This window comes from Psychrobacter sp. TAE2020 (genome assembly GCF_018919485.1).
GTDB lineage: Bacteria > Pseudomonadota > Gammaproteobacteria > Pseudomonadales > Moraxellaceae > Psychrobacter.
In genome coordinates this window covers 1,400,008-1,420,107 of record NZ_JAHLMU010000001.1, presented here as the reverse complement: position 1 = coordinate 1,420,107, position 20,100 = coordinate 1,400,008, and the positions used below count along the sequence as shown (strand labels likewise).

Sequence of the window (20,100 nt, the reverse complement as noted above, 5' to 3'; positions counted from 1 at the left end):
TCTCATCACCGCTTATATTATGACTGACTTTAACTCCCAATTTAACTCTCAGCGATTAATCAACAACTAAAATGCTGATGAGCCTTTAATGATGGCGAATAATATGACTGATACTATAACCACACCTAATACTGAAAACGATGTCAATGTAGCCGCTACTCATACGGCTGGTAACTCTTGGTTTAATCGTCCAGTACCTGGCGTTAAACAGAACTTGACGGCTCCTTTAACCGCCGTTGAGACTGAACCCTCAACTAAATGTAGCAGTTGTCATTCAGTAATTACCAATACAGCCCTGATATTCAACTGCTATGTTTGTCCGCTTTGCGATCATCATCTACCGATGTCTGCACGTGAGCGTTTGCAATGGTTCTTAGATGAAGTCGAAGGCGAGCTTGGGCAAGAATTCACTGCTAAAGATCCTTTAGGCTTTATCGATAGCAAGCCTTATCCACAGCGTATGCTTGAGGCACAGACCAAAACTGGCGAAAGCGAAGCACTAATAGTGCTATACGGTAAACTACGTAATATAGAAGTGGTTGCTTGTGCCTTTGACTTCCGCTTTATGGGCGGCTCTATGGGCTCAGTAGTTGGCGATCGATTCGTACAAGCCGCTGAAAAATCTTTAGCAGAACGTAAGCCATTGATTTGTTTTGCAGCATCAGGTGGGGCACGTATGCAAGAAGGTATCTTGTCATTGATGCAAATGGCACGTACAGCAGCCTCTATCGAGCGTCTCAGGCTGGCAGGTATTCCTTACATCGTAGTATTGACTAACCCTGTCTATGGTGGCGTAACCGCCTCATTAGCTATGCTTGGTGATATCCATTTGGCAGAGCCAAAGGCAATGATTGGCTTTGCTGGTAAGCGCGTTATTGAGCAGACGGTACGCGAAACTTTAGAAGAGCCGTTCCAGCGTGCAGAGTTTCTGTTAGAGCATGGAGTAGTTGATGAAGTCGTTCATCGTCATCAGCTGATTGATACTACCTATCGCTTACTAGCTAAGCTGTGCAGTCAATCTAACGTTGATGCTTAGTTGATAACCTAGAGCAGCGAAGCTGGTTAAGACCATTCTTTAAGTAAATATCTATAGCACTTATTGTCAATTGACGATAAGTGCTATTTTTGCTTTTAGGCTCAGGTTTTATCTCTATACTAGTGGCACAGTTGGCTGTAAGCGTCACTCTAAGGACTTCAGTACTCTGTTAACTGCGGTTTCGATTTTGGTTTTCAGTGCTGTTGTTATACACTAGGGTAAAATTTCAGCTAGTTATTTATTTTCATTACTTTTATATATAGGTTTTGTCCATGTCCGTCTCCTTACCTAGTAACCCTGATAGCCCTAAGTCTGATGCTAGCTTGACCCAATGGCTAGATTACATGCAGCAGATACATGTATCAGCGATAGATATGGGATTATCACGTGTGTTGCCCGTAGCGGAGCATTTAGGCATCGTACAGTCCGCCAAAGAGGACACTTACGTCTTTACGGTTGCCGGTACTAATGGCAAAGGCTCAACCACTGCAGTTATCAGTGCACTTTGCCAAGCAGCAGGCTATAAGACTGCATTATATCAGTCGCCCCATCTTAGCCATTTTAACGAGCGAGTATGTATCAATGGCCAGATGGTCAGTGATCAGACGCTCATCGCTGCTTTTCATAAAGTGGAGTCGGCCCGCCTACAGTGCGGATTGACCTTATCCTTCTTTGAGATGACTACTTTAGCGGCTTTGTTGATATTTGCAGAAGCCGACTGTGAGGTATGGGTGTTAGAAGTCGGGCTTGGGGGCCGCTTAGACGTAGTCAATATTATCGATGCCGATTTAGCCGTCATTACTAATATAGGTATTGATCATGTCGATTGGTTAGGGGATAACGTCGAGGCTATAGGGAGCGAGAAAGCGGGTATCTTACGTGATAATATCAGCTTGATTTATGGCGCTACTGAGATGCCTAATAGTGTGCAGCAATTGATTAATCAGCATAATGCCAGATGCTATCAGGTAGGGAAAGACTTTAGCTATAGTGTGGTCGATGAAAACACTTGGCAGTATAGCAATGCCGCTGTCACCTTTCAGCTGCCACGACCTGCTTTGTCTTTAACGAATACTGCAAACGCACTGTCAGCGGTGTTGGCTAGTCCATTAGCAGTAGATACTAACGCTATTGAGCAAGCTCTCACTACCGTCAAATTGGCAGGACGTTTCGATTACCGCGAGTTAAAAAACCGTTATTGGTTATTTGATGTTGCTCATAATGAGCAAGGGGTTGAGTTTTTACTAGCGCAGCTGTTACCATTTTGGCAGCATCATCTACTCAATCAAGCCAAACAACACAGTCAAAGCAGTGATAATAAGCAACCTGCAACTATTAAAATGCTATTCTCTATGTTGGGTGATAAAGATATCTCGATGGTAGTACAACGTTTGACGCAAGCTAATTTACCGATTAGTGATTGGTTTATCGGGGAGATTGATTATCCACGTGCGGCTTCCATAAAGCAGTTAAAAACCGTACTAGCTAGTCATGTGGATGTAAGTAATACTCATGCCTTTGCTGACTTGCAGCAAGCAACAGCAGCGGTGATAGCTAAGGCTCAGCCACAAGACTTAATAGTGGTTTGTGGGTCTTTCCATACTATTGGCGAGACGCTAGTAGCCTTAGATATGGCTTAAGTTTTACAGTTTAGAGTCAGCCTGCAACCGTCAAAATCCACAGCATTGCTGCTATAGCAGACAGCGCTGAGAATATGTTTTATAATCAAAAAGGTGGCAGACAGTCATTGAGTTTTAAAAACGGCTAGCTAGTGGCAACAGTGTGTCGCTCAATCAACCTTTTTACCAACTAAGAGATGTGAACGGATGAATTTTTCGAGACAAGCCTTATTGGGCATTGGGATGATTATGGGCGGTAGCGTCATGCTATTCGCTATGGTGCAACAGATTGGCGCTAATGATAAATCAGCTGATAAGTCAGTTATGATCCAGAAGGCGGATACACAACAAGCAACGCCAGCCCCACTGACTACTGATATCGATACTGAAAAACGTATCTTGGCACAAAAGCAAAAGGAACGCACGGCTCGGGTTGCCGAACAAGAAAAACGTGCCCAGCAATTTTCAATTGAACAAGAGACTGCTGAGTCTCAAGCATTAGCCAAATCACGTACCGAAAATCAGCGCTATATTGAAAATACTACTCCAGACGCTGATGATAGTACTAGTTTGCAGAGCACTCAGACTAAGGTGGTGGCACCAAAAGTTCAACCACGAGTAAGTACGGCAACTAACACTGTACCGACAGCTACTGTTAAGGCTGCTAGCTCTGCTAACAAGGAAGCACAACAAGCAGAAGCCAAAAAAAAACTAGCAGCTGAAAAACAAGTAGAGGATAAAAAACAGGCAGAAGCTGAAAAAAAGATATTAGATAAAAAACAGGCAAAAGCTGAAGATAGTGCCAAGAAAAAAGCAGATGCCAAGCGTGAAGCAGAGGCAAAACTGGCTGCTGAAAAAAAAGCCGCTAAGCAACAAGCAAGAGCTGAAGAAAAGGCAGCGGTAGCAGCCAAAGCCGCTAAGACAGAAGCACCCACCTCCACTTTAGATTATAAAGTCAAACCTGGCGATGGTCTAATAAAGTTAGCACGACAATATAATGTGCCAGTTGCTGCGTTAGCGCAGGCAAATAGCACCTCTGCGTCAGCCACTCTACAGTTAGGCCAGACTATAGTTATCCCTTCCCGTAAACAAGTACAGCGCCTAGAGCGTGAAGCAGCAGCCGCAGAGAAAGCGCGCGCTAAAGAACAGGCACAAGCAAAGAGGTCTGCTGAAACTAAACGTCAAGCTCAGCAGAAACTAGTTGAAGCTCGAAAGGAAGTCAAAGAAACGGATGCTAAAGGCAGTTTTGGTGTCCAAGTAGCACTAGCAGGTAACCAAGCATCAGCGGATGAGGTCGCGAAGAAGTTTAAAGATGCGGGCTATAAAGTAAAAACTAGCAATACTAGTCGAGGTGTAAGAGTTATCGTTGGTCCTGAGCGTGGCAAAATAGCAGCTTTGGCTCTAAAGGATAAAGTGGACAGTGATCCTAAAGTAAACTCCAATGGTGCTTGGGTACTTTACTGGCGTTGATTTACTTTGCTGATATAAAGCATTATATAAACGATGTTATAAGTCTTTCCTACTATTATTAGCAGTCAGTTGGTTGCTATACCCTCTAACACGACATCTGATGTCGTGTTTTATCGTTTATAGATTGCTGATTAATACTAGCTCAGCTAGTATAAGCGCACTTTATTTTCTCTCTTTTATAACCATGGCAATCAATGATGGCTGCCATGTTTTAATTGGGGTTGTTTGGCACCAACCACAATCGCTTTAAACTTTACATAAGGTAAAGCTATGTCATTTGGGGTTATATTTTTGCTGTTGGCCGTAGGGTTTCTAGGGCTAATCACTTTACCAAAATTATTGACTAAGCCTAGCTCTGCTAGCAGAGAGACAGATCCTGAACCAGTACGTGGTGATGATTTGCCTATATGGCCGTTTGAGCCTATGCCTATCATGACCAATACTGAAGTGCTGTTTTTTAATAAACTACAAAATGCGCTTCCGGAATACCATGTCTTCGTGCAAGTTCAGCTATCTAGGATTATTACTGCCAATAGTGAGGAGGCCTCAGAACGCAGCTTTTGGTTCAATCGTATCTGCCGACAAAGCGTTGATTATGTTATTACAGATATCGATGCCCAAACTACCTTAGTTGCTATCGAGTTGGATGATTGGACACACAGCAGTAAAGCTAGACAAAAAGCCGATGATAAAAAAGATAAGGCGTTAGCTAGTGCTGGTATTGCTATCGTACGCTTTCATGCCGAGCGTATGCCAAGTGCTGATATGCTGAGATATGAGATTATGCAGGTAATTGAGAATTACTAAAGCTCATAAAAAGCTATTAGAGGTCATTAAAAACAATGAGTGGCTATGGGCGGTTTTTAGAATTTTTTTAAACCTATTAATAGCTAGGTGTACGTTTCACAGCATTATTACTGCTATTGATAGGGGTGTTATTAACAGTCATCAGAGCTTATCTTCTACTGGCACCTCTTGCTCAGGGTAGATCACTAGCGGCTTATCATTGTCAAAGTACAATCCGCTTACTGGTACCTCATTCTGTGACCATAATAGTGGCTGTTGACGCTCATCATAAAAGTCACGCTTAGTAAACCACTCTATATAATGCGCTGGTCGCAGTGTAGCTATATCCAAGGCAACTAGATTAGCTTTATCTTGCCCATCATACCATCTATGCATAGGAAAGCTGATGGCTAACCAGTCAGGATAAACAAAGTCATTATTATTAATAGGTAGAAAAAATCGCCCTTTAATCACCGCATAACGCTTATCTATCTTTACTCTTCCATGATCCTCAGTATCTATCCATAGGGTACAAAACTGCTTAGTCTGCATGTGGACCATCTTACGCTGCAAATTGTCATTGGAGTTGATACCGACCCAATTCTCAGGCGCAAAGGGTGCTGAGCCCATAAAGAATTTAATCGCCAATTCCCAGTGCTCAGTGACCTTGTGATGATGATTATACAAAACCAAATCCAGCTCACCAATAGTCTGCTTACCTTGATATAGCTGTACGTTGCTCGCTACTATTTCATAGGGATGCAGCCCATGTGCATAACCATCAGTCAACCAAAACGATAATAATCCTTCAAAGTGAAACCCTAAACGATTCGGACTCGGTCTTGTCAATAGGTAACGGGTCAACTGTTGATAGTCAGGAGTAGTATCGAGTTCCTGTAAGCGGATTAGATAACTGTCAAACTGTGCTTGCCAGAAGTTGGTACTGTGTACGGCAATAGGGGAATTGTTTTGATGGGGTGCGAAGTCGAGCCATTGAGTCAAAACATTAGGGCAGGCTAACACGTAAGCTAGATCACGGACATAAGGACGGCGAAATTGCTCCCAAGGGGTATAAGTGCTGGCATTATCAGTAGTAGAGGTACGCTGAGCGGTAGGCTTGGTCATAAGGTGGACCATAATAATTAGTAAAGAGTTTACCCTAACGGCTCGGCGTATAAAAGTCTAGGTAGGGTGAGTATCTATCGCTACTAGTTGCAAACTTATTATTCTCATGGGCTATTTAGGCAAAGTAACAGCAAATAAAGACCACTCAAAACTATATTTATATACTTGATTTATAATCTAAGATTAGCTCAAATCATATATTAATTTAAGCGAATATAAGTAGTAGTGATATGAACAGGGATAGTTCTAAAGTGCTACGGTTCTGATCGCTATATGTGCAGTATTGATAATACTAGCGGCGATTTTAAGGGTGAGCCACTTTATTCAATAGCTACTTAATGCTTTTATCAATAGCAGTTTTACTCGCCATTATACTGAGGTGTTTTAAGCTATAGTTTTTCCACACTAATAGTTTATATACAACGCTATAGACCTATAGAGTACGGCAAACCTGAAAAACGCCCAAAATAAAGGGCAGACAGTCAATGACGGTCTACCCTATATCTATGTTTGGTCGGAACGGCAGGATTTGAACCTGCGACCACTACACCCCCAGTGTAGTGCGCTACCAGACTGCGCTACGCCCCGAATGACTGACTATTTTACGCAAAATCTTATATATTGCAAGGGTTAATTATTGCTTGCGGTTATTAATAAGTTTCTGCGCTCAATAGCCAGTATATGCTATTTATTATAACTACTTAATCCAACAAAACCTTTAAAATCTCATTAACTTGTTGTGGATTAGCACTACCACGACTGGCTTTCATTACTTGACCGACGAGACCGTTAAAGGCTTTTTGCTTACCACCGCGGTATTCTTCTACCATTGTTGCATTGTTAGCGATGACTTCTTCGACAATAGCTTTAATAGCACCAGTATCCGTTTCTTGCTTGAGGCCTTGAGCTTCGATGATTTGATCAGCAGCATCATCAGTATCGCCACCCGTACGTTCATATAAAGCACTAAATACCTTTTTAGCCATTTTGCCAGACAAGGTATCATCGAAGATACGTTCCAACATGCCAGCTAGTTGCTTAGCGCTTATTGGGGACTCAGTAATTGGTTTGTCGTCCTTATTCAGGGCACCAAGTAGATCACCCATTACCCAGTTAGCGGCAATCTTAGCGTGTGATTGACCTGTTGCTTCTACTACAGCCTCGTAGTAATCGGCTAGCTGGCGGCTACCCGTTAAGATACGGGCGTCATATTCTGATAAGTCTAAGTCATGCTCTAGGCGCGCACGACGAGCAACTGGCAGCTCAGGCATGGCGGCTTTGATACTATCCACAGTATGCTGTTCAATACGTACAGGTAGCAAGTCAGGATCGGGGAAGTAACGATAGTCGTTAGCGTCTTCTTTAGTACGCATAACCCGCGTTTCATCTTTATCAGGATCATAAAGCATAGTGGCTTGTACTACTTTGCCACCATCTTCAATGATATCGATTTGACGCTCAATTTCACGATTGATAGCGCGTTCGATATTTCTAAAGGAGTTAAGGTTTTTCAGTTCAGTACGAGTACCTAGTTCAGCGCCAAGCTCACGTATTGAGACATTACAGTCACAGCGGAAAGAGCCTTCAGCCATAATGGCGTCGGAGATGCCTAGCCAAGTAACTAGCTGATGAATAGCTTTGATGTAAGCCAAGGCTTCAGAAGCAGAGCGCATATCAGGCTCAGAAACGATTTCGATCAACGGTGTACCAGCACGGTTAAGATCGACACCAGTCATACCTTCAACAGCATCATGTACTGACTTACCAGCATCTTCTTCTAGATGCGCACGAGTAATACCTATACGTTTAGGATATTCGCTTTTTTCACCTTCATTGACTAGCACATCGATGTGACCACGACCAACGATTGGATTAGCCATTTGCGTGATTTGATAGCCTTTTGGCAGATCGGGATAAAAATAGTTTTTACGATCAAAGGTATTAAATAAACCCAGCTCTGCATCGACGCCGATACCGAATTTTAGCGCCCGCTCGACTACGCCGCTATTGAGCACTGGCAATACGCCTGGCAAACCTAAGTCAACGATGCTGGCTTGAGTATTTGCCTCATGACCGAAGTCAGTAGGAGCACTAGAAAATATTTTACTATCAGTATTGAGCTGACAATGGATTTCAATACCGATGACCACTTCATAGCCATCAACTAGTAATTCTTTACGGATAGTAGGGGTAGTAGTCGCTGTTGCGGTAGTCATTATACTGTCTCCTTAGCGATAGCAGAATGTTGTAGATGATGATCGGTATGCTGTTGGAACAGATGCGCAGTAGTCAGCAGCTTACTCTCTTGCCAATGTTGGCCAATAAGTTGCAGTCCTACAGGTAAGCCCTCAGTAGTGAGTCCTACTGGCTGACTGATTGACGGTAGGCCTGCTAAGTTGACCCCAATAGTATAGACATCACCTAAATACATAGTAGCTGAGTCCAAGTCTTCACTGAGCTTATAAGCAGCAGTTGGTGCTGTAGGGCTAGCAATCACATCACAATGAGCAAAAGCATCTGCAAAGTCTTTAACAATGATTCGACGTATTTTTTGTGCCTTAGTATAATAGGCATCAAAGTAACCAGCCGATAGTGCATACGTACCCATTAAGATACGGCGCTGCACTTCAGGGCCGAAGCCTTCTGAGCGTGAGCGAGTATAAAGGTCAATAAGATCTTTTGGATCCGCACAGCGATAACCAAAGCGTACGCCATCGAAACGTGACAGGTTAGAGGAAGCTTCAGCAGTAGCGATCATATAGTAAGTGGCTAAGGTAATCTCAGGATCAGTAATAGTCACTTCTACAATTGTGGCGCCCAACTCTTCATACTTTTTCAACGCTGCCCGTACTGCTGTTTCGACTTCAGGGTCGAGACCCGCACCGAAGTACTCTTTAGCGACTCCAATACGCAACCCTGCAAATGGCTTATCGCCTGCTTTTGCAGCAGCTTCATCAAGGTCATGAACGTAGTTAGGCATGTCGTGTTTGATAGAAGTAGCATCGCGTGGATCGTGACCTATCATCGGCTGCAACAGATAAGCACAGTCTCTAGCGCTACGTCCCATACTACCAGCTTGATCTAAGCTTGAAGCATAAGCAATCATACCAAAGCGGGATACTCGTCCATAAGTCGGCTTGATACCTGTTAAGCCACAGAATGATGCTGGCTGACGAATAGAGCCGCCGGTATCACTACCAGTAGCTAGTGGCACAAACCCTGCTGCTACTGCTGCTGCACTACCACCTGATGAGCCACCAGGCACGCGTTCTAGATCCCACGGATTGTGAACAGCTCCGTAGTATGAGCTACCATTATCCGAGCCCATAGCGAACTCATCCATATTGAGCTTACCAAGGCTAATCATGCCCGCTTTTTCAATATTAGAGACGATAGTCGCATTATAAGGCGAGATGAAGTTGTGCAACATTTTTGAACCGCAAGTGGTTAATACCCCTTGAGTACAAAAAATATCTTTGTTGGCCATAGGGATGCCGAGTAGCAAACGCTGGTCGCCTTGAGCACGCATCTCATCGGCCGCTTTTGCTTGGGCAAGGGCCGTCTCAGAGGTATGGGTAATAAAGCTATTAATCTTGCTGTCTAGAGCATTGATACGCTTGATATAGTGTTCGGTCAGCTCAAGGCTGCTAAATTGTTTGTCTTGTAAACCAGCAATCAGTTGCTGGGTACTTAAATGATGAATCTCAGACATAAGGGGTCGTCCGTCATAACGTTGATAGCACTAGTCATAGCACTGAATAAGATAATGGTAGTTAAGAGGAATAATAGTACTTAGGGCCACTAAATAAGAATAACTATAGTTAGAAAGTTATAGCGATTGGCTACTCAATAACTTGCGGTACTAGGTATAAGCCTTGTTCAACTGCTGGTGCAACCGATTGATTGCGTTCACGGTTGATATCGTGTTTGGCAATATCAGCGCGTAGGTCTTGACAAGCTTCATGGATATTAGCCAAAGGGGCAAGATCGTCAGTGTTTACGCCTGCTAAAGTATGCATCAAACCTAACACTTTGCTGATCTCATTAGCATAACTGTCAGCGGTATCTGCATCGACACCCAACCGAGCCAAACTGGCCACTTCTAAGATTTCTTGACGACTGACGCTACTATCATTAGTTGAAGTTTGCTGTGACATAATTTCTCCGATTTAGAGCGATGTTAAAAGATAAGTATTTTACACGCCTGGATAATAATAAATGTGAATCACTACGCTAGTTTACATAGAGTTAGTGTTGGCTAATAGGACAGTATATAAATAGTTTTATAAAAATTATCGACAAAAATTCACTTAATAAAAATGAACTTATAGCACTTTTATGGATAAAAAATTTAGATTTAGGGATGAACGTGTACTTTGGCCACTAATTGGTGAGTTTTAGGGAAAAAACTGTTTTACTAGTCAGTTTTTTCCTTATAGACCTAAAATGGTACGCTCTGTCCTAGTGACAATTGTTTATTCTAGCAACACAGACTATATTTAGTTATAGTTATAGTTTTTAGCAATAGTCTATTACAAACGAACTATTATAAAGCATCTAGCTTGATTTTACAGAGCAGCCGCTTTGATTATTTGATAATGATAGTTGACTGACGATACTAGCTATAGATTATCTAGTTATTAATAATAGCTCAGATATTTATGCTCTAAATGCGATACAGTGAATGAACAGTAAAACGTAAACATTACTGTAAAAAATTGCAGCCTTAGTGCTCAATAGCATTAACAATGTTTTATGTCATTGTCCTGTCGGAAACAAATTCTAGCATGTTAGACCAAACTCATTATCTTACTAATGCATAATAGCTGTGTTTTTTCCAAGCTAAATCGGTATAATTTATTTCAATTTAACTTTTGTTGTTTAGGTTCGACTTGTTGTGTGGGTAAGCTTTCGCTACCATAGGCGGCTACCATTAACCTATTTGTTGACAATAAGTACGTCTTAGCCATCTCATTCGCCTCATTTGCCTTATTTGTAAAGCGCTGGATAAACTAGTCATGAACCTGTTTGGATTTTTATCAAATAATATCGCTATCGATCTTGGTACTGCGAACACCCTAATCTTTATTCCTAATAAAGGTGTGGTGCTCGATGAACCTACGGTAGTAGCCCTACGTAGTAATCGCACACAAAACCCAACGGTAGCAGCGGTAGGAATTGATGCTAAGCAGATGCTTGGCCGTACTCCTTCTAATATCACTGCTATTCGGCCATTAAAAGACGGTGTTATCGCTGACTTTGAAGTTACCCAAAAGATGCTAAAGCACTTTATAGCTAAAGTAAAAGCCAAACGCTTTATGGCACAGCCCAACGTAGTGGTTTGCGTACCTTGCAAGTCAACTTTAGTTGAACGTAAGGCTATTCGCGAAGCCGTTTCTTCAGCAGGGGCTAGTAGAGTTCTGCTACTAGAAGAACCAATGGCTGCTGCAATAGGAGCAGGCTTGCCGGTACATGAGGCTAGTGGCTCTATGATTGTCGATATCGGTGGCGGTACTACTGAGATTGCAGTCATCGCTTTGTCTGGTTGTGTTTATGCTGAGTCTATTCGTATTGGTGGTGATATCTTTGATGAAGCTATCATCACTCATGTACGTCGCACTCACGGCTGTGTTATTGGTGAGACAACGGCTGAACGTATCAAACAAGAAGTAGGCTCTGCCCTTAATGAGAGCGAGCAGTTAGAAGTAGAAGTCCGTGGTCGTAGCATGGCAGAAGGTGTTCCTAAGACTTTTACTGTCAATTCAGAAGAAGTGCAAAAAGCGCTAAGCGATCCATTAAGTGGTATTGTTAGCGCCGTAAAAGCAGCGCTTGAGCAAACACCACCAGAGCTGTCATCAGATATTGCTGAGCGTGGCATAGTACTTACAGGTGGCGGTGCCTTACTGCGTGATTTGGATAAACTAATCTCTAGAGAGACTGGACTACCAGTTTCTGTCGCTGAAGATCCTTTAACTTGTGTTAGTCGTGGTGGCGGTATTGCCCTAGACTTCATTAATAACAAAAGTCTTAATATGATTTTTGTATAAACAGTTAAAGTCTTTCGCTTAAAACCTGTTACTTAAAATACATAACTGCAAGTTTAGCATTGAAAGCTTAAATTACTCTCGTTACTATCGATAAGGTTAGAGTAGCCAATGATCAAGGCAGTCGTAAAGGCTGCCTTTTGTGATAGTAACACTGTGCTAAATAGCCTCATTTAACGTTGTTTAATATTTAGCGCCAGTTACGGATTAAATTAGAACCCTTATGACTCCAAGTATTTTTGCTCGCCAGCCCCTGTCTTTACGTATAGCTGCTATTGTATTAATAGCGGCGCTAATACTTATGTGGTTTGATAGCAAAAATCCAGAATGGTTTAAACCAGTCCGTAATATGAGTCATGTCGCTATGCAGCCTATCTACGAGATGTCGTTACTGCCCAGTTATGCTGGTCATTGGGCAAGAGGCATTAGTCAGTCAAAGGAATCACTACGCCGCGAAAATGTACAATTAAAATCACAACTGATTCATGCCAAAGCTAAGCTGCAACAGCAAGACTATATATTGGCACAAAACGCACGCTTACAAGGTATCCTATCGACTACTAAGCCGGAACAGTTTGATCTTAATCTAGCGCAAGTGATTGGCACTGATACTAATCTACTAAAACAGATTGTAGTGCTTAATAAAGGGCAACAAGATGGGGTGCAAGTTGGTCAGACAGTTATCGATGAAGAGGGGATTTTGGGCCAGGTTATCAATGTCTATCCTAATACTAGCCGGCTTCTATTGATTACCGATGAGCAGCAATCGGTAGCTGTTACGGTCAAGCGTACGGGTCAGCGTGGCATAGTGACTGGCAAGGGCATACCTTCGTCATTGGGTCTAAACTATATATTTAAGACTTCAGATGTACGTGTTGGTGATGAGCTTATCTCTTCAGGCTTAGGAGGCCGTATTCCGGCAGGCTATAGTGTAGGGCGTATAGAGCTTATCAAAGATACGGCAGCAGATAACTTTAGAAGTATTCAAGTCACTCCAGCAGCCAACTTTATTGATAATGCGTATGTGCTGATCTTACAAGATAAAATTATCGCCACTGATACTGAGCTGCCCGAATTTTCAGCGCTCACTGAATCCATTGATAGTAATATTACCGCTAATTTAAGCCAAGCTCCCGATCAGCAATCCTCTAATCATCAATCTAATCAGTCATTAAGTAATCGGCCCGTCCAAACCTTAGTAGCGACTACCAATCCATCATTAAGGTAGGCAGTCATGCTATATCCAGAATCTGAGCACGCAACCGGTCTTTTGCTATTAGTCATTGGCTTGAGCTTTGTGCTGTCTTCATCACTGAACGTCTATCCACTGAGTCATGCTATGGCTAGTATACGGCCAATGGTAATGATGATGGTACTCATTTTTTGGCTGCTATTCCAACCACGTTACGTGGGGGTCTTTACCGCTTTTACTATAGGTCTTATTGCCGATTTATTATTAGATACGCGCTTAGGACAACAAGCTTTCGCTGGGGTAGTATTAGCTTTAGTAGTCAAAATTAGTAGTATCTATGTCAAACAGCTCAATACCGTGAGCGCTTGGTTGATTGCTACTTTAGCCTTGATAGCCTTTCAGTTAAGTCTTTGGATATTGCAGCTTATTACTCAAGATGTGTTTGTTGTGCAGTCAGGGTTATCTATCTTGATGAGCATTATCAGTTGGCCTCTAGTGCTACTAGCCCTACGTAGATTCGCGCGATAAGTACCCAGATCATAAGCTTTCAAGCATCGTCATTATAAAGTGTGTTTGTTCAATGCTAATTGTAAAATAATGGCATAGATAAAAATATCTAGCTTCTGTTTTAAGCCTATAGTCTCAGCACAGTAGCGATAAAAAACAGTTCTACTGGTTGTAGCTGATTCTAAAATTAGCAATTGAGGTTATTAACTAAGGGTTGACTACTATCGCTGGCTACATTAATAAGTACTGATGCTAATAAACAGCCATTTGCATCATCTTTGATTTGTGTCTTGTCTACAGCACCGTTTTGATTCACTAGCGCCTCTCAGTAGTGGCTATTTGTGAAGGCTCAACACTTCCTAATTATTCAAAAATACCAAATAAGAGATAAATAATGCATATTTTATTGGCTTCTGGCTCACCACGTCGTCGTGAGCTATTGGCAAATGCCAAACTCGACTTGCACATTACTAGTGTAGATATCGATGAAAGTACTTTAGCTAATGAATCACCAGCAGACTACATCCAACGCATGGTAGCCAGTAAAGCAACGGCTGCTGTTGAGCAATTAAATGTTGATTACCGAGCTAATAACAGTCTGTTTGCTAGTATATCCGAACCCTTTACTATGCTTACTGCTGATACTATTGGGGTGTTGCCCGATGGCAAAACGGTATTAGTAAAGCCGATAGATCGTGCGCACGCTTATCAGATGTGGCAGCAGATGTCTGCCAATACTCATCAAGTGTGGACCGCTGTACAAGCAACAAAAATATCCTTACTACCTAGTTTATCGACAAATTCAGGAGATCAAAATAACGCTGAGAGTGGGCTGTCATTACAAGTGTTGTGGCAGCGCCAAATTATTGAGCGTACGCAGGTTAGTTTTGTACCTTTAACGCCAGCGATGATGGCTGATTATTGGGACAGTGGCGAACCAGCTGACAAGGCGGGTGCTTATGGTATTCAAGGCTTAGCAGCCGCTTGGGTGACGGCTATCAACGGTAGCTATACTAATGTTGTAGGATTGCCGTTGGCGCAGACTTTAGCGCTGATCGAAGAAGCAAGTAGTCAATACTGATATTATTGGCTATAGCTGATCTGATGGCTAGTTCTCTAGCCTATCATCTAGTTCGAGAGTTGCTTGTGCTGCGAAGCTGCTAAGACACATAATGATACGGCAACGATAGGCAGGGGCAGGGCGCATTTGTTACACTAGATACGAGAAGTTTATTTACTAATAAAAAACTATACCGTATAAGACTGATGTTAAAATTGCTCCTCGATATTTAACCACATTAGGTAGCAAACTTAGCTAAGGCACTGCCTATACTTTATGCTTTTGTTATCACAGCGCTTTGATCCACTATCAGCACTGCCTATTTATGCACTATATTAGCTATGAATTACACCTACCTATAGATTATAGGATACCCCTTAATAAGCCCCACTAGCGATAAGAGAAAATATTATGTCGGAAGAGCTACTAATTAACGTCAGTCCAGTAGAATCGCGAGTAGCTGTCTTAGATAATGGGGTGCTTAGTGAAATTTATATCGAGCGTCATCATAAGCTTGGCTTAGTAGGTAATATTTATTTAGGGACAGTAGTACGAGTACTGCCAGGCATGCAAGCCGCTTTTGTCGAAATTGGCCAATCACGTACCGCCTTTTTACATGTCAACGATATGCAACGAGAGCCGCGCGTACTGCCTACTACCAACAAGGTTTTGGACAAAACTAATAAAGATTTGGCTGATGATCAATCAGATAGTGATAAAAGCCTTAGTGACACAGCCAGTAGTGATCAGTCTAATAGTAATCAGATCCCTGATATATCAGCGGTTACCCTGCCAGTAGTCAGCTCAAAAGATAATGATACTGCTACAGTGGCTAGTAAAAGCCTTATTCAACACCGCTTGCACGAAGGCCAGCGCGTGTTAGTACAAGTGACTAAAGATCAATTAGGCAGCAAAGGCGCACGGTTGACCACTAATGTTTCACTGCCATCACGTTATTTGGTATATCTACCATCGAGTGATCATATAGGTATCTCGCAACGCATCGATAATGAAGAAGAGCGCACTCGGCTAAAGACTGAACTAGGTAGCTTGATGCAAACGGTTAATCTACAAGGGGGTCTAATCGCTCGTACGGCAGCTGAACGGGTACCAGTAGACAAGCTAGAAGAAGATATTTATTACTTGCTGCAACTTTGGCGTACTATTTGCGCCCGTAAACAAGAAATGAAACAGCATCAAAGTTCAGAGTTGATCTATCAGGAGCTGTCGCTACCGCTAAGGTCTATCCGTGATTTAGTACATGCTGGCACTGAAAAAGTTATTGTTGATAATGCCCAGATTTATGAGCAAGTCTGTCGTTTTGCTAAAGAGTTTGTGCCTTTTATTGAGTCGCATATTGTGCATTATACTGCTGAGCCTGCGCTATTCGATGTACACCGAGTTGAAGAAGATTTGCGTGATGCGCTAAAGCGTCGGGTAGATCTCAAGTCTGGTGGCTATTTGATTATTGATCAGACTGAAGCTATGACCACTATCGATGTTAATACAGGCTCTTATGTAGGTGGTCGCTCATTAGAAGATACCGTTTATAAAACCAATCTGGAGGCTACTCATGCTATTGCTAGTCAGCTACGCCTACGCAACTTAGGCGGTATTATCATTTTAGACTTTATTGATATGCTCGAACAAGAGCATAAAGATGATGTGCTTACTAGTTTAAGAGAACAGCTTACCCAAGACTATGCCAAAACTAACATTACTCAAGTCAGTGAGTTGGGTTTAGTAGAGATGACTCGTAAACGTACTCGTGAATCGCTTGGTCAGTTGCTATGCGAGCCTTGTATCACTTGTCAGGGTCGTGGCTTTGTGAAAACTGCCGAAACCGTATGCTTTGAGATATTTCGCGAGATTATGCGTTGTGCTCGTACTTATAACTCGCCTAAGAAGTTTACTGTTGTTGCTCATGCTGCAGTTATTGACTTACTATTGACTTCAGAGGCAGACACTGTTGCCGATCTAGAGTATTTACTAGGGCGAGTCATTACTTTTGAAGTAGAAAATTTATACACTCAAGAGCAATATGATATTGTTTTAGACTGATAAAAGTAGACTATTTATGCTTTAATCAGCAGTAGAAAACTGTACTAAAAATTAATACTGCTGATTATTACTCACTATTGTATTAAACATTACCCTTGCATTGAGTTAAATACTCTGTATAATATATACCACTGAATTATAAGAGCGCAGCCAAGTAAAACGCTGGCGCTATGACAGCTAGAGCATCGTTTCTAGCACTATTTCATATGCCTTTGCTACTTTCCAATTAATAGGAGAGTCGGCGGGGCTTTAAACTATTTTACTTTTAGCTTGTTAGTAGTTCTACTAAGAATCACCAACGACTTAGAGTAAATATTTATTTAAACGGCTTTTGGTCATCACCTTGCGTTGCAAGAATGACGAAAACATATATTAGGAGCTTGCTGGCATGGCTAACCAGAGAATCCGTATCCGTCTTAAGTCTTTTGATCATCGTTTGATTGATCAATCAGCACAAGAGATCGTTGATACAGCAAAGCGCACCGGTGCGCAAGTTTGTGGTCCTGTACCGTTGCCGACTCGTATTGAGCGCTTCGACGTTTTAACCTCGCCACACGTTAACAAAGACGCTCGTGATCAGTACGAAATCCGTACTCATAAGCGTATGGTTGACATTGTTCAGCCTACTGACAAAACTGTGGACGCGCTAATGAAGTTAGATTTAGCCGCCGGTGTTGACGTTCAAATTGCTTTGGGTTAATGCACATTAATTGCCCAATCCATTAATAGAAGATATAAAGAGGTTCAAAATGGCGATCGGTTTAGTCGGTAAAAAATGCGGCATGACCCGTGTCTTCACTGAAGCAGGTGCGTCTATCCCTGTAACTGTGATTGAGGTCGATGCAAACCGCATTACTCAAGTAAAAAACACTGATACAGATGGTTATCAAGCCATTCAAATCACTACTGGAACTCGTCGTGACAGCCGCGTAACTGCTGCTCAAAAAGGTCACTTCGCAAAAGCTGGCGTAAAAGCCGGTCGTGGTGTTTGGGAATTCCGTGCTAATGAAAGCGATCTTGAAGGACGCGTTATTGGTGGCGAAATTCTAGCTGACTTGTTCGAAGAAGGTCAGATGGTTGACGTTACAGGAAATAGTAAAGGTAAAGGCTTTCAAGGTCCTGTAAAGCGTCATAACTTTAGCATGCAAGATGCTACTCATGGTAACTCAGTATCTCATCGTGCACATGGTTCAACTGGTCAAAACCAGTCACCAGGTAAAGTATTCAAAGGCAAAAAGATGGCGGGTCAGATGGGTAACAAGCGTGTTACTGTTCAAGGCCTAGAAGTGATTTCGGTTGATGCCGAAAAAGGGTTACTTGTCATCAAGGGTGCTATCCCAGGTGCCACCGGTGGCGATGTTATCGTACGTCCGTCAGTCAAAGCCTAAGCAAGGGGATTAACGTGGATTTAAAAACAGTTACAGGTGCGGCGGTTGAGCTTTCTGATACGGCTTTCGGTCGTGAATTCAACGAAGCACTAGTGCATCAAGTCGTCACCGCTTATTTAGCCGGTGCTCGCCAAGGTACACGCGCACAAAAGACCCGTGCCGAAGTTTCTGGCGGTGGTATTAAGCCATGGCGTCAAAAAGGTACTGGTCGCGCTCGCGCCGGTTCTATTCGTAGCCCGATCTGGCGTGGGGGCGGACGTGCATTTGCGGCCAAACCACAAGATTGGTCACAAAAAGTTAACCGCAAAATGTATCGCGGTGCTATGCAGTGCATCTTAGCCGAGTTAATACGCCAAGATCGTTTGATTCTAGTTGAAGACATCACTATGTCTGCACCTAAGACCAAAGACTTAATCGCTAAATTAAGTGAATTGAATGCACCACGTGCATTGATCATCACTAAAGAAGTCGATGAAAACTTGTACTTAGCTGCCCGCAACATTCCACACGTCAATGTACTAGGTACAAGTGAAGTGGATCCAGTGAGCTTGATTGCTTTTGATAAAGTAATCATGTCAGTTGAAGCTGCGAAACAATTTGAGGAAGCATTAGCATGAACAACGCAAGACTTTATGAGGTCTTAAGAGGACCTGTCTTCTCAGAAAAATCTCAAATGCTTGGCGACTCACTTGGTGTACAAGTATTCAAAATTGATTCTAAAGCGACTAAGCTTGAAGTCAAGAAAGCAGTTGAGCTGATGTTTGAAGGTGTTGAAGTTACTAAAGTAAACACTTTGAATGTTAAAGGTAAGACAAAGCGTTTTGGTAAGAGCATCGGCCGTCGTAATGACTACAAAAAAGCCTACGTTACCTTAAAAGCTGGTCAAGATGTACAAATGGCTGATGCTGGTGAGGACGTAGCTATTACTGCTGCCCCTGCTAGTGAAACAGCGAACAACGAATAAGGATAACACTCATGCCTATCGTAAAAGCAAAGCCAACATCACCAGGCCGTCGTTTTGTTGAAAAAGTGGTGCATCCACACCTTTACAAAGGTCGTCCATATGCAGCGCTTCTCGAATCAAAAAGTAAGTCAGGTGGTCGTAACAATAATGGTCGCATAACGTCTCGTCATATTGGTGGTGGTCATAAGCAACATTATCGTATAATTGACTTTAAGCGTACTAAAGATAATATTCCAGCGACTGTAGAGCGCATTGAATATGATCCTAACCGTACTGCCCATATTGCGTTATTGAAGTATGCTGATGGTGAGCGTCGCTATATCATCGCCGCTAAAAAACAAGCAGTTGGTGATACAGTATTGTCAGGTGAAGCCTCTCCAATTCGTCCAGGTAACTGTTTACCGCTTAAAAACATCCCTTTGGGTACTGTGATCCATAATATCGAACTTAAAATCGGTAAAGGCGCACAGATGGCTCGTTCAGCGGGTGCAAGCGTTCAGCTACTAGGTCGTGACGGTATCTACGCAATTCTACGTATGCGTTCAGGCGAGACTCGTCGTGTGCATATCAATTGTCGTGCAGTTATCGGTGAAGTATCTAATACTGAAAACAACTTGAAATCACTTGGTAAAGCCGGTGCTTCACGTTGGCGCGGTATTCGTCCTTCAGTTCGTGGTGTCGCAATGAACCCGGTTGATCACCCACATGGTGGTGGTGAAGGTCGTAACAAAGGTCGCCATCCTACTAGCCCTTGGGGTCAGAAGTCTAAAGGACTTAAGACGCGTCACAATAAGCGTACTGATAAAATGATCATCCGTCGCGCCAAGAAGAAATAAAGGAAGAATTTC

The 20,100-nt window shown here is 42.6% G+C and carries 17 protein-coding genes, 1 tRNA gene and 1 pseudogene; 14 read left to right on the top strand and 5 right to left on the bottom strand.

What is annotated here, in order from left to right; genetic code table 11:
* Positions 1 to 91 precede the first annotated feature (91 nt).
* The 4 genes from accD to KPY62_RS05740 all read left to right on the top strand — a co-directional run bounded on the left by accD (position 92) and on the right by KPY62_RS05740 (position 4,932).
* Positions 92 to 1,036, top strand: coding sequence for an acetyl-CoA carboxylase, carboxyltransferase subunit beta (gene accD, locus KPY62_RS05755; RefSeq protein ID WP_216583165.1), 945 nt, complete (start codon positions 92 to 94; stop codon positions 1,034 to 1,036).
* Between the two features lie 272 nt (positions 1,037 to 1,308).
* Positions 1,309 to 2,676, top strand: coding sequence for a bifunctional tetrahydrofolate synthase/dihydrofolate synthase (folC, locus tag KPY62_RS05750; RefSeq protein ID WP_216581176.1), 1,368 nt, complete (start codon positions 1,309 to 1,311; stop codon positions 2,674 to 2,676).
* Positions 2,677 to 2,862: 186 nt separating this feature from the next.
* Positions 2,863 to 4,125, top strand: a complete 1,263-nt coding sequence (locus tag KPY62_RS05745; protein WP_216581175.1) for an SPOR and LysM peptidoglycan-binding domain-containing protein — start codon at positions 2,863 to 2,865, stop codon at positions 4,123 to 4,125.
* Positions 4,126 to 4,395: 270 nt separating this feature from the next.
* Positions 4,396 to 4,932: a DUF2726 domain-containing protein gene (locus tag KPY62_RS05740; RefSeq protein WP_216581174.1), complete on the top strand. Its 537-nt coding sequence runs from the start codon at positions 4,396 to 4,398 to the stop codon at positions 4,930 to 4,932.
* 141 nt (positions 4,933 to 5,073) lie between these two features.
* Here the strand turns inward: KPY62_RS05740 and KPY62_RS05735 are convergent, their stop codons facing one another.
* The 5 genes from KPY62_RS05735 to gatC all read right to left on the bottom strand — a co-directional run bounded on the left by KPY62_RS05735 (position 5,074) and on the right by gatC (position 10,193).
* Positions 5,074 to 6,036 (bottom strand): DUF1853 family protein, encoded by a 963-nt coding sequence (locus tag KPY62_RS05735; protein ID WP_216581173.1) that lies wholly within the window; start codon positions 6,034 to 6,036, stop codon positions 5,074 to 5,076.
* Positions 6,037 to 6,547: 511 nt separating this feature from the next.
* Positions 6,548 to 6,624 (bottom strand) — tRNA-Pro (locus tag KPY62_RS05730).
* Between the two features lie 113 nt (positions 6,625 to 6,737).
* Positions 6,738 to 8,252 carry an Asp-tRNA(Asn)/Glu-tRNA(Gln) amidotransferase subunit GatB gene (gatB, locus tag KPY62_RS05725; protein ID WP_216581172.1) on the bottom strand — a complete coding sequence of 505 codons (1,515 nt, stop codon included), beginning with the start codon at positions 8,250 to 8,252 and terminating at the stop codon, positions 6,738 to 6,740.
* Positions 8,252 to 9,748 (bottom strand): Asp-tRNA(Asn)/Glu-tRNA(Gln) amidotransferase subunit GatA, encoded by a 1,497-nt coding sequence (gene gatA / locus KPY62_RS05720; RefSeq protein ID WP_216581171.1) that lies wholly within the window; start codon positions 9,746 to 9,748, stop codon positions 8,252 to 8,254. Before gatA ends, gatB begins: the two co-directional genes overlap by 1 nt.
* 130 nt (positions 9,749 to 9,878) lie before the next feature.
* Positions 9,879 to 10,193, bottom strand: a complete 315-nt coding sequence (gene gatC / locus KPY62_RS05715) for an Asp-tRNA(Asn)/Glu-tRNA(Gln) amidotransferase subunit GatC (protein ID WP_216581170.1) — start codon at positions 10,191 to 10,193, stop codon at positions 9,879 to 9,881.
* An 861-nt stretch (positions 10,194 to 11,054) separates the two neighbouring features.
* Between gatC and KPY62_RS05710 the strand changes: the two genes are divergently transcribed.
* The 10 genes and pseudogenes from KPY62_RS05710 (at position 11,055) to rplB (ending at position 20,088) form a co-directional block, all read left to right on the top strand.
* On the top strand, positions 11,055 to 12,083 hold the full coding sequence (locus tag KPY62_RS05710) for a rod shape-determining protein (protein ID WP_216581169.1): 1,029 nt from the start codon (positions 11,055 to 11,057) through the stop codon (positions 12,081 to 12,083).
* Between the two features lie 220 nt (positions 12,084 to 12,303).
* Positions 12,304 to 13,128: pseudogene (gene mreC / locus KPY62_RS05705) on the top strand (rod shape-determining protein MreC); the annotation flags it as partial.
* Between the two features lie 186 nt (positions 13,129 to 13,314).
* The gene (gene mreD, locus KPY62_RS05700; protein WP_216581167.1) at positions 13,315 to 13,800 is read left to right on the top strand and encodes a rod shape-determining protein MreD; all 486 of its coding nucleotides are present in this window, start codon (positions 13,315 to 13,317) and stop codon (positions 13,798 to 13,800) included.
* A gap of 373 nt (positions 13,801 to 14,173) precedes the next feature.
* The gene (locus tag KPY62_RS05695; protein WP_216581166.1) at positions 14,174 to 14,860 is read left to right on the top strand and encodes a Maf family protein; all 687 of its coding nucleotides are present in this window, start codon (positions 14,174 to 14,176) and stop codon (positions 14,858 to 14,860) included.
* Positions 14,861 to 15,250: 390 nt separating this feature from the next.
* A complete protein-coding gene (locus KPY62_RS05690; protein ID WP_216581165.1) occupies positions 15,251 to 16,900 on the top strand; it encodes an Rne/Rng family ribonuclease in 1,650 nt (549 codons plus the stop codon).
* 388 nt (positions 16,901 to 17,288) lie between these two features.
* On the top strand, positions 17,289 to 17,600 hold the full coding sequence (gene rpsJ / locus KPY62_RS05685) for a 30S ribosomal protein S10 (RefSeq protein WP_025644420.1): 312 nt from the start codon (positions 17,289 to 17,291) through the stop codon (positions 17,598 to 17,600).
* A 49-nt stretch (positions 17,601 to 17,649) separates the two neighbouring features.
* Positions 17,650 to 18,288 (top strand): 50S ribosomal protein L3, encoded by a 639-nt coding sequence (rplC, locus tag KPY62_RS05680; protein ID WP_216581164.1) that lies wholly within the window; start codon positions 17,650 to 17,652, stop codon positions 18,286 to 18,288.
* A 14-nt stretch (positions 18,289 to 18,302) separates the two neighbouring features.
* Complete coding sequence (rplD, locus tag KPY62_RS05675) at positions 18,303 to 18,905, top strand: 50S ribosomal protein L4 (RefSeq protein WP_147224127.1); 603 nt, start codon at positions 18,303 to 18,305, stop codon at positions 18,903 to 18,905.
* Positions 18,902 to 19,252, top strand: a complete 351-nt coding sequence (rplW, locus tag KPY62_RS05670) for a 50S ribosomal protein L23 (RefSeq protein WP_201623004.1) — start codon at positions 18,902 to 18,904, stop codon at positions 19,250 to 19,252. The genes rplD and rplW overlap by 4 nt, the downstream gene beginning before the upstream one ends.
* An 11-nt stretch (positions 19,253 to 19,263) precedes the next feature.
* Positions 19,264 to 20,088 (top strand): 50S ribosomal protein L2, encoded by an 825-nt coding sequence (gene rplB / locus KPY62_RS05665; protein ID WP_201623005.1) that lies wholly within the window; start codon positions 19,264 to 19,266, stop codon positions 20,086 to 20,088.
* Positions 20,089 to 20,100 lie beyond the last annotated feature (12 nt).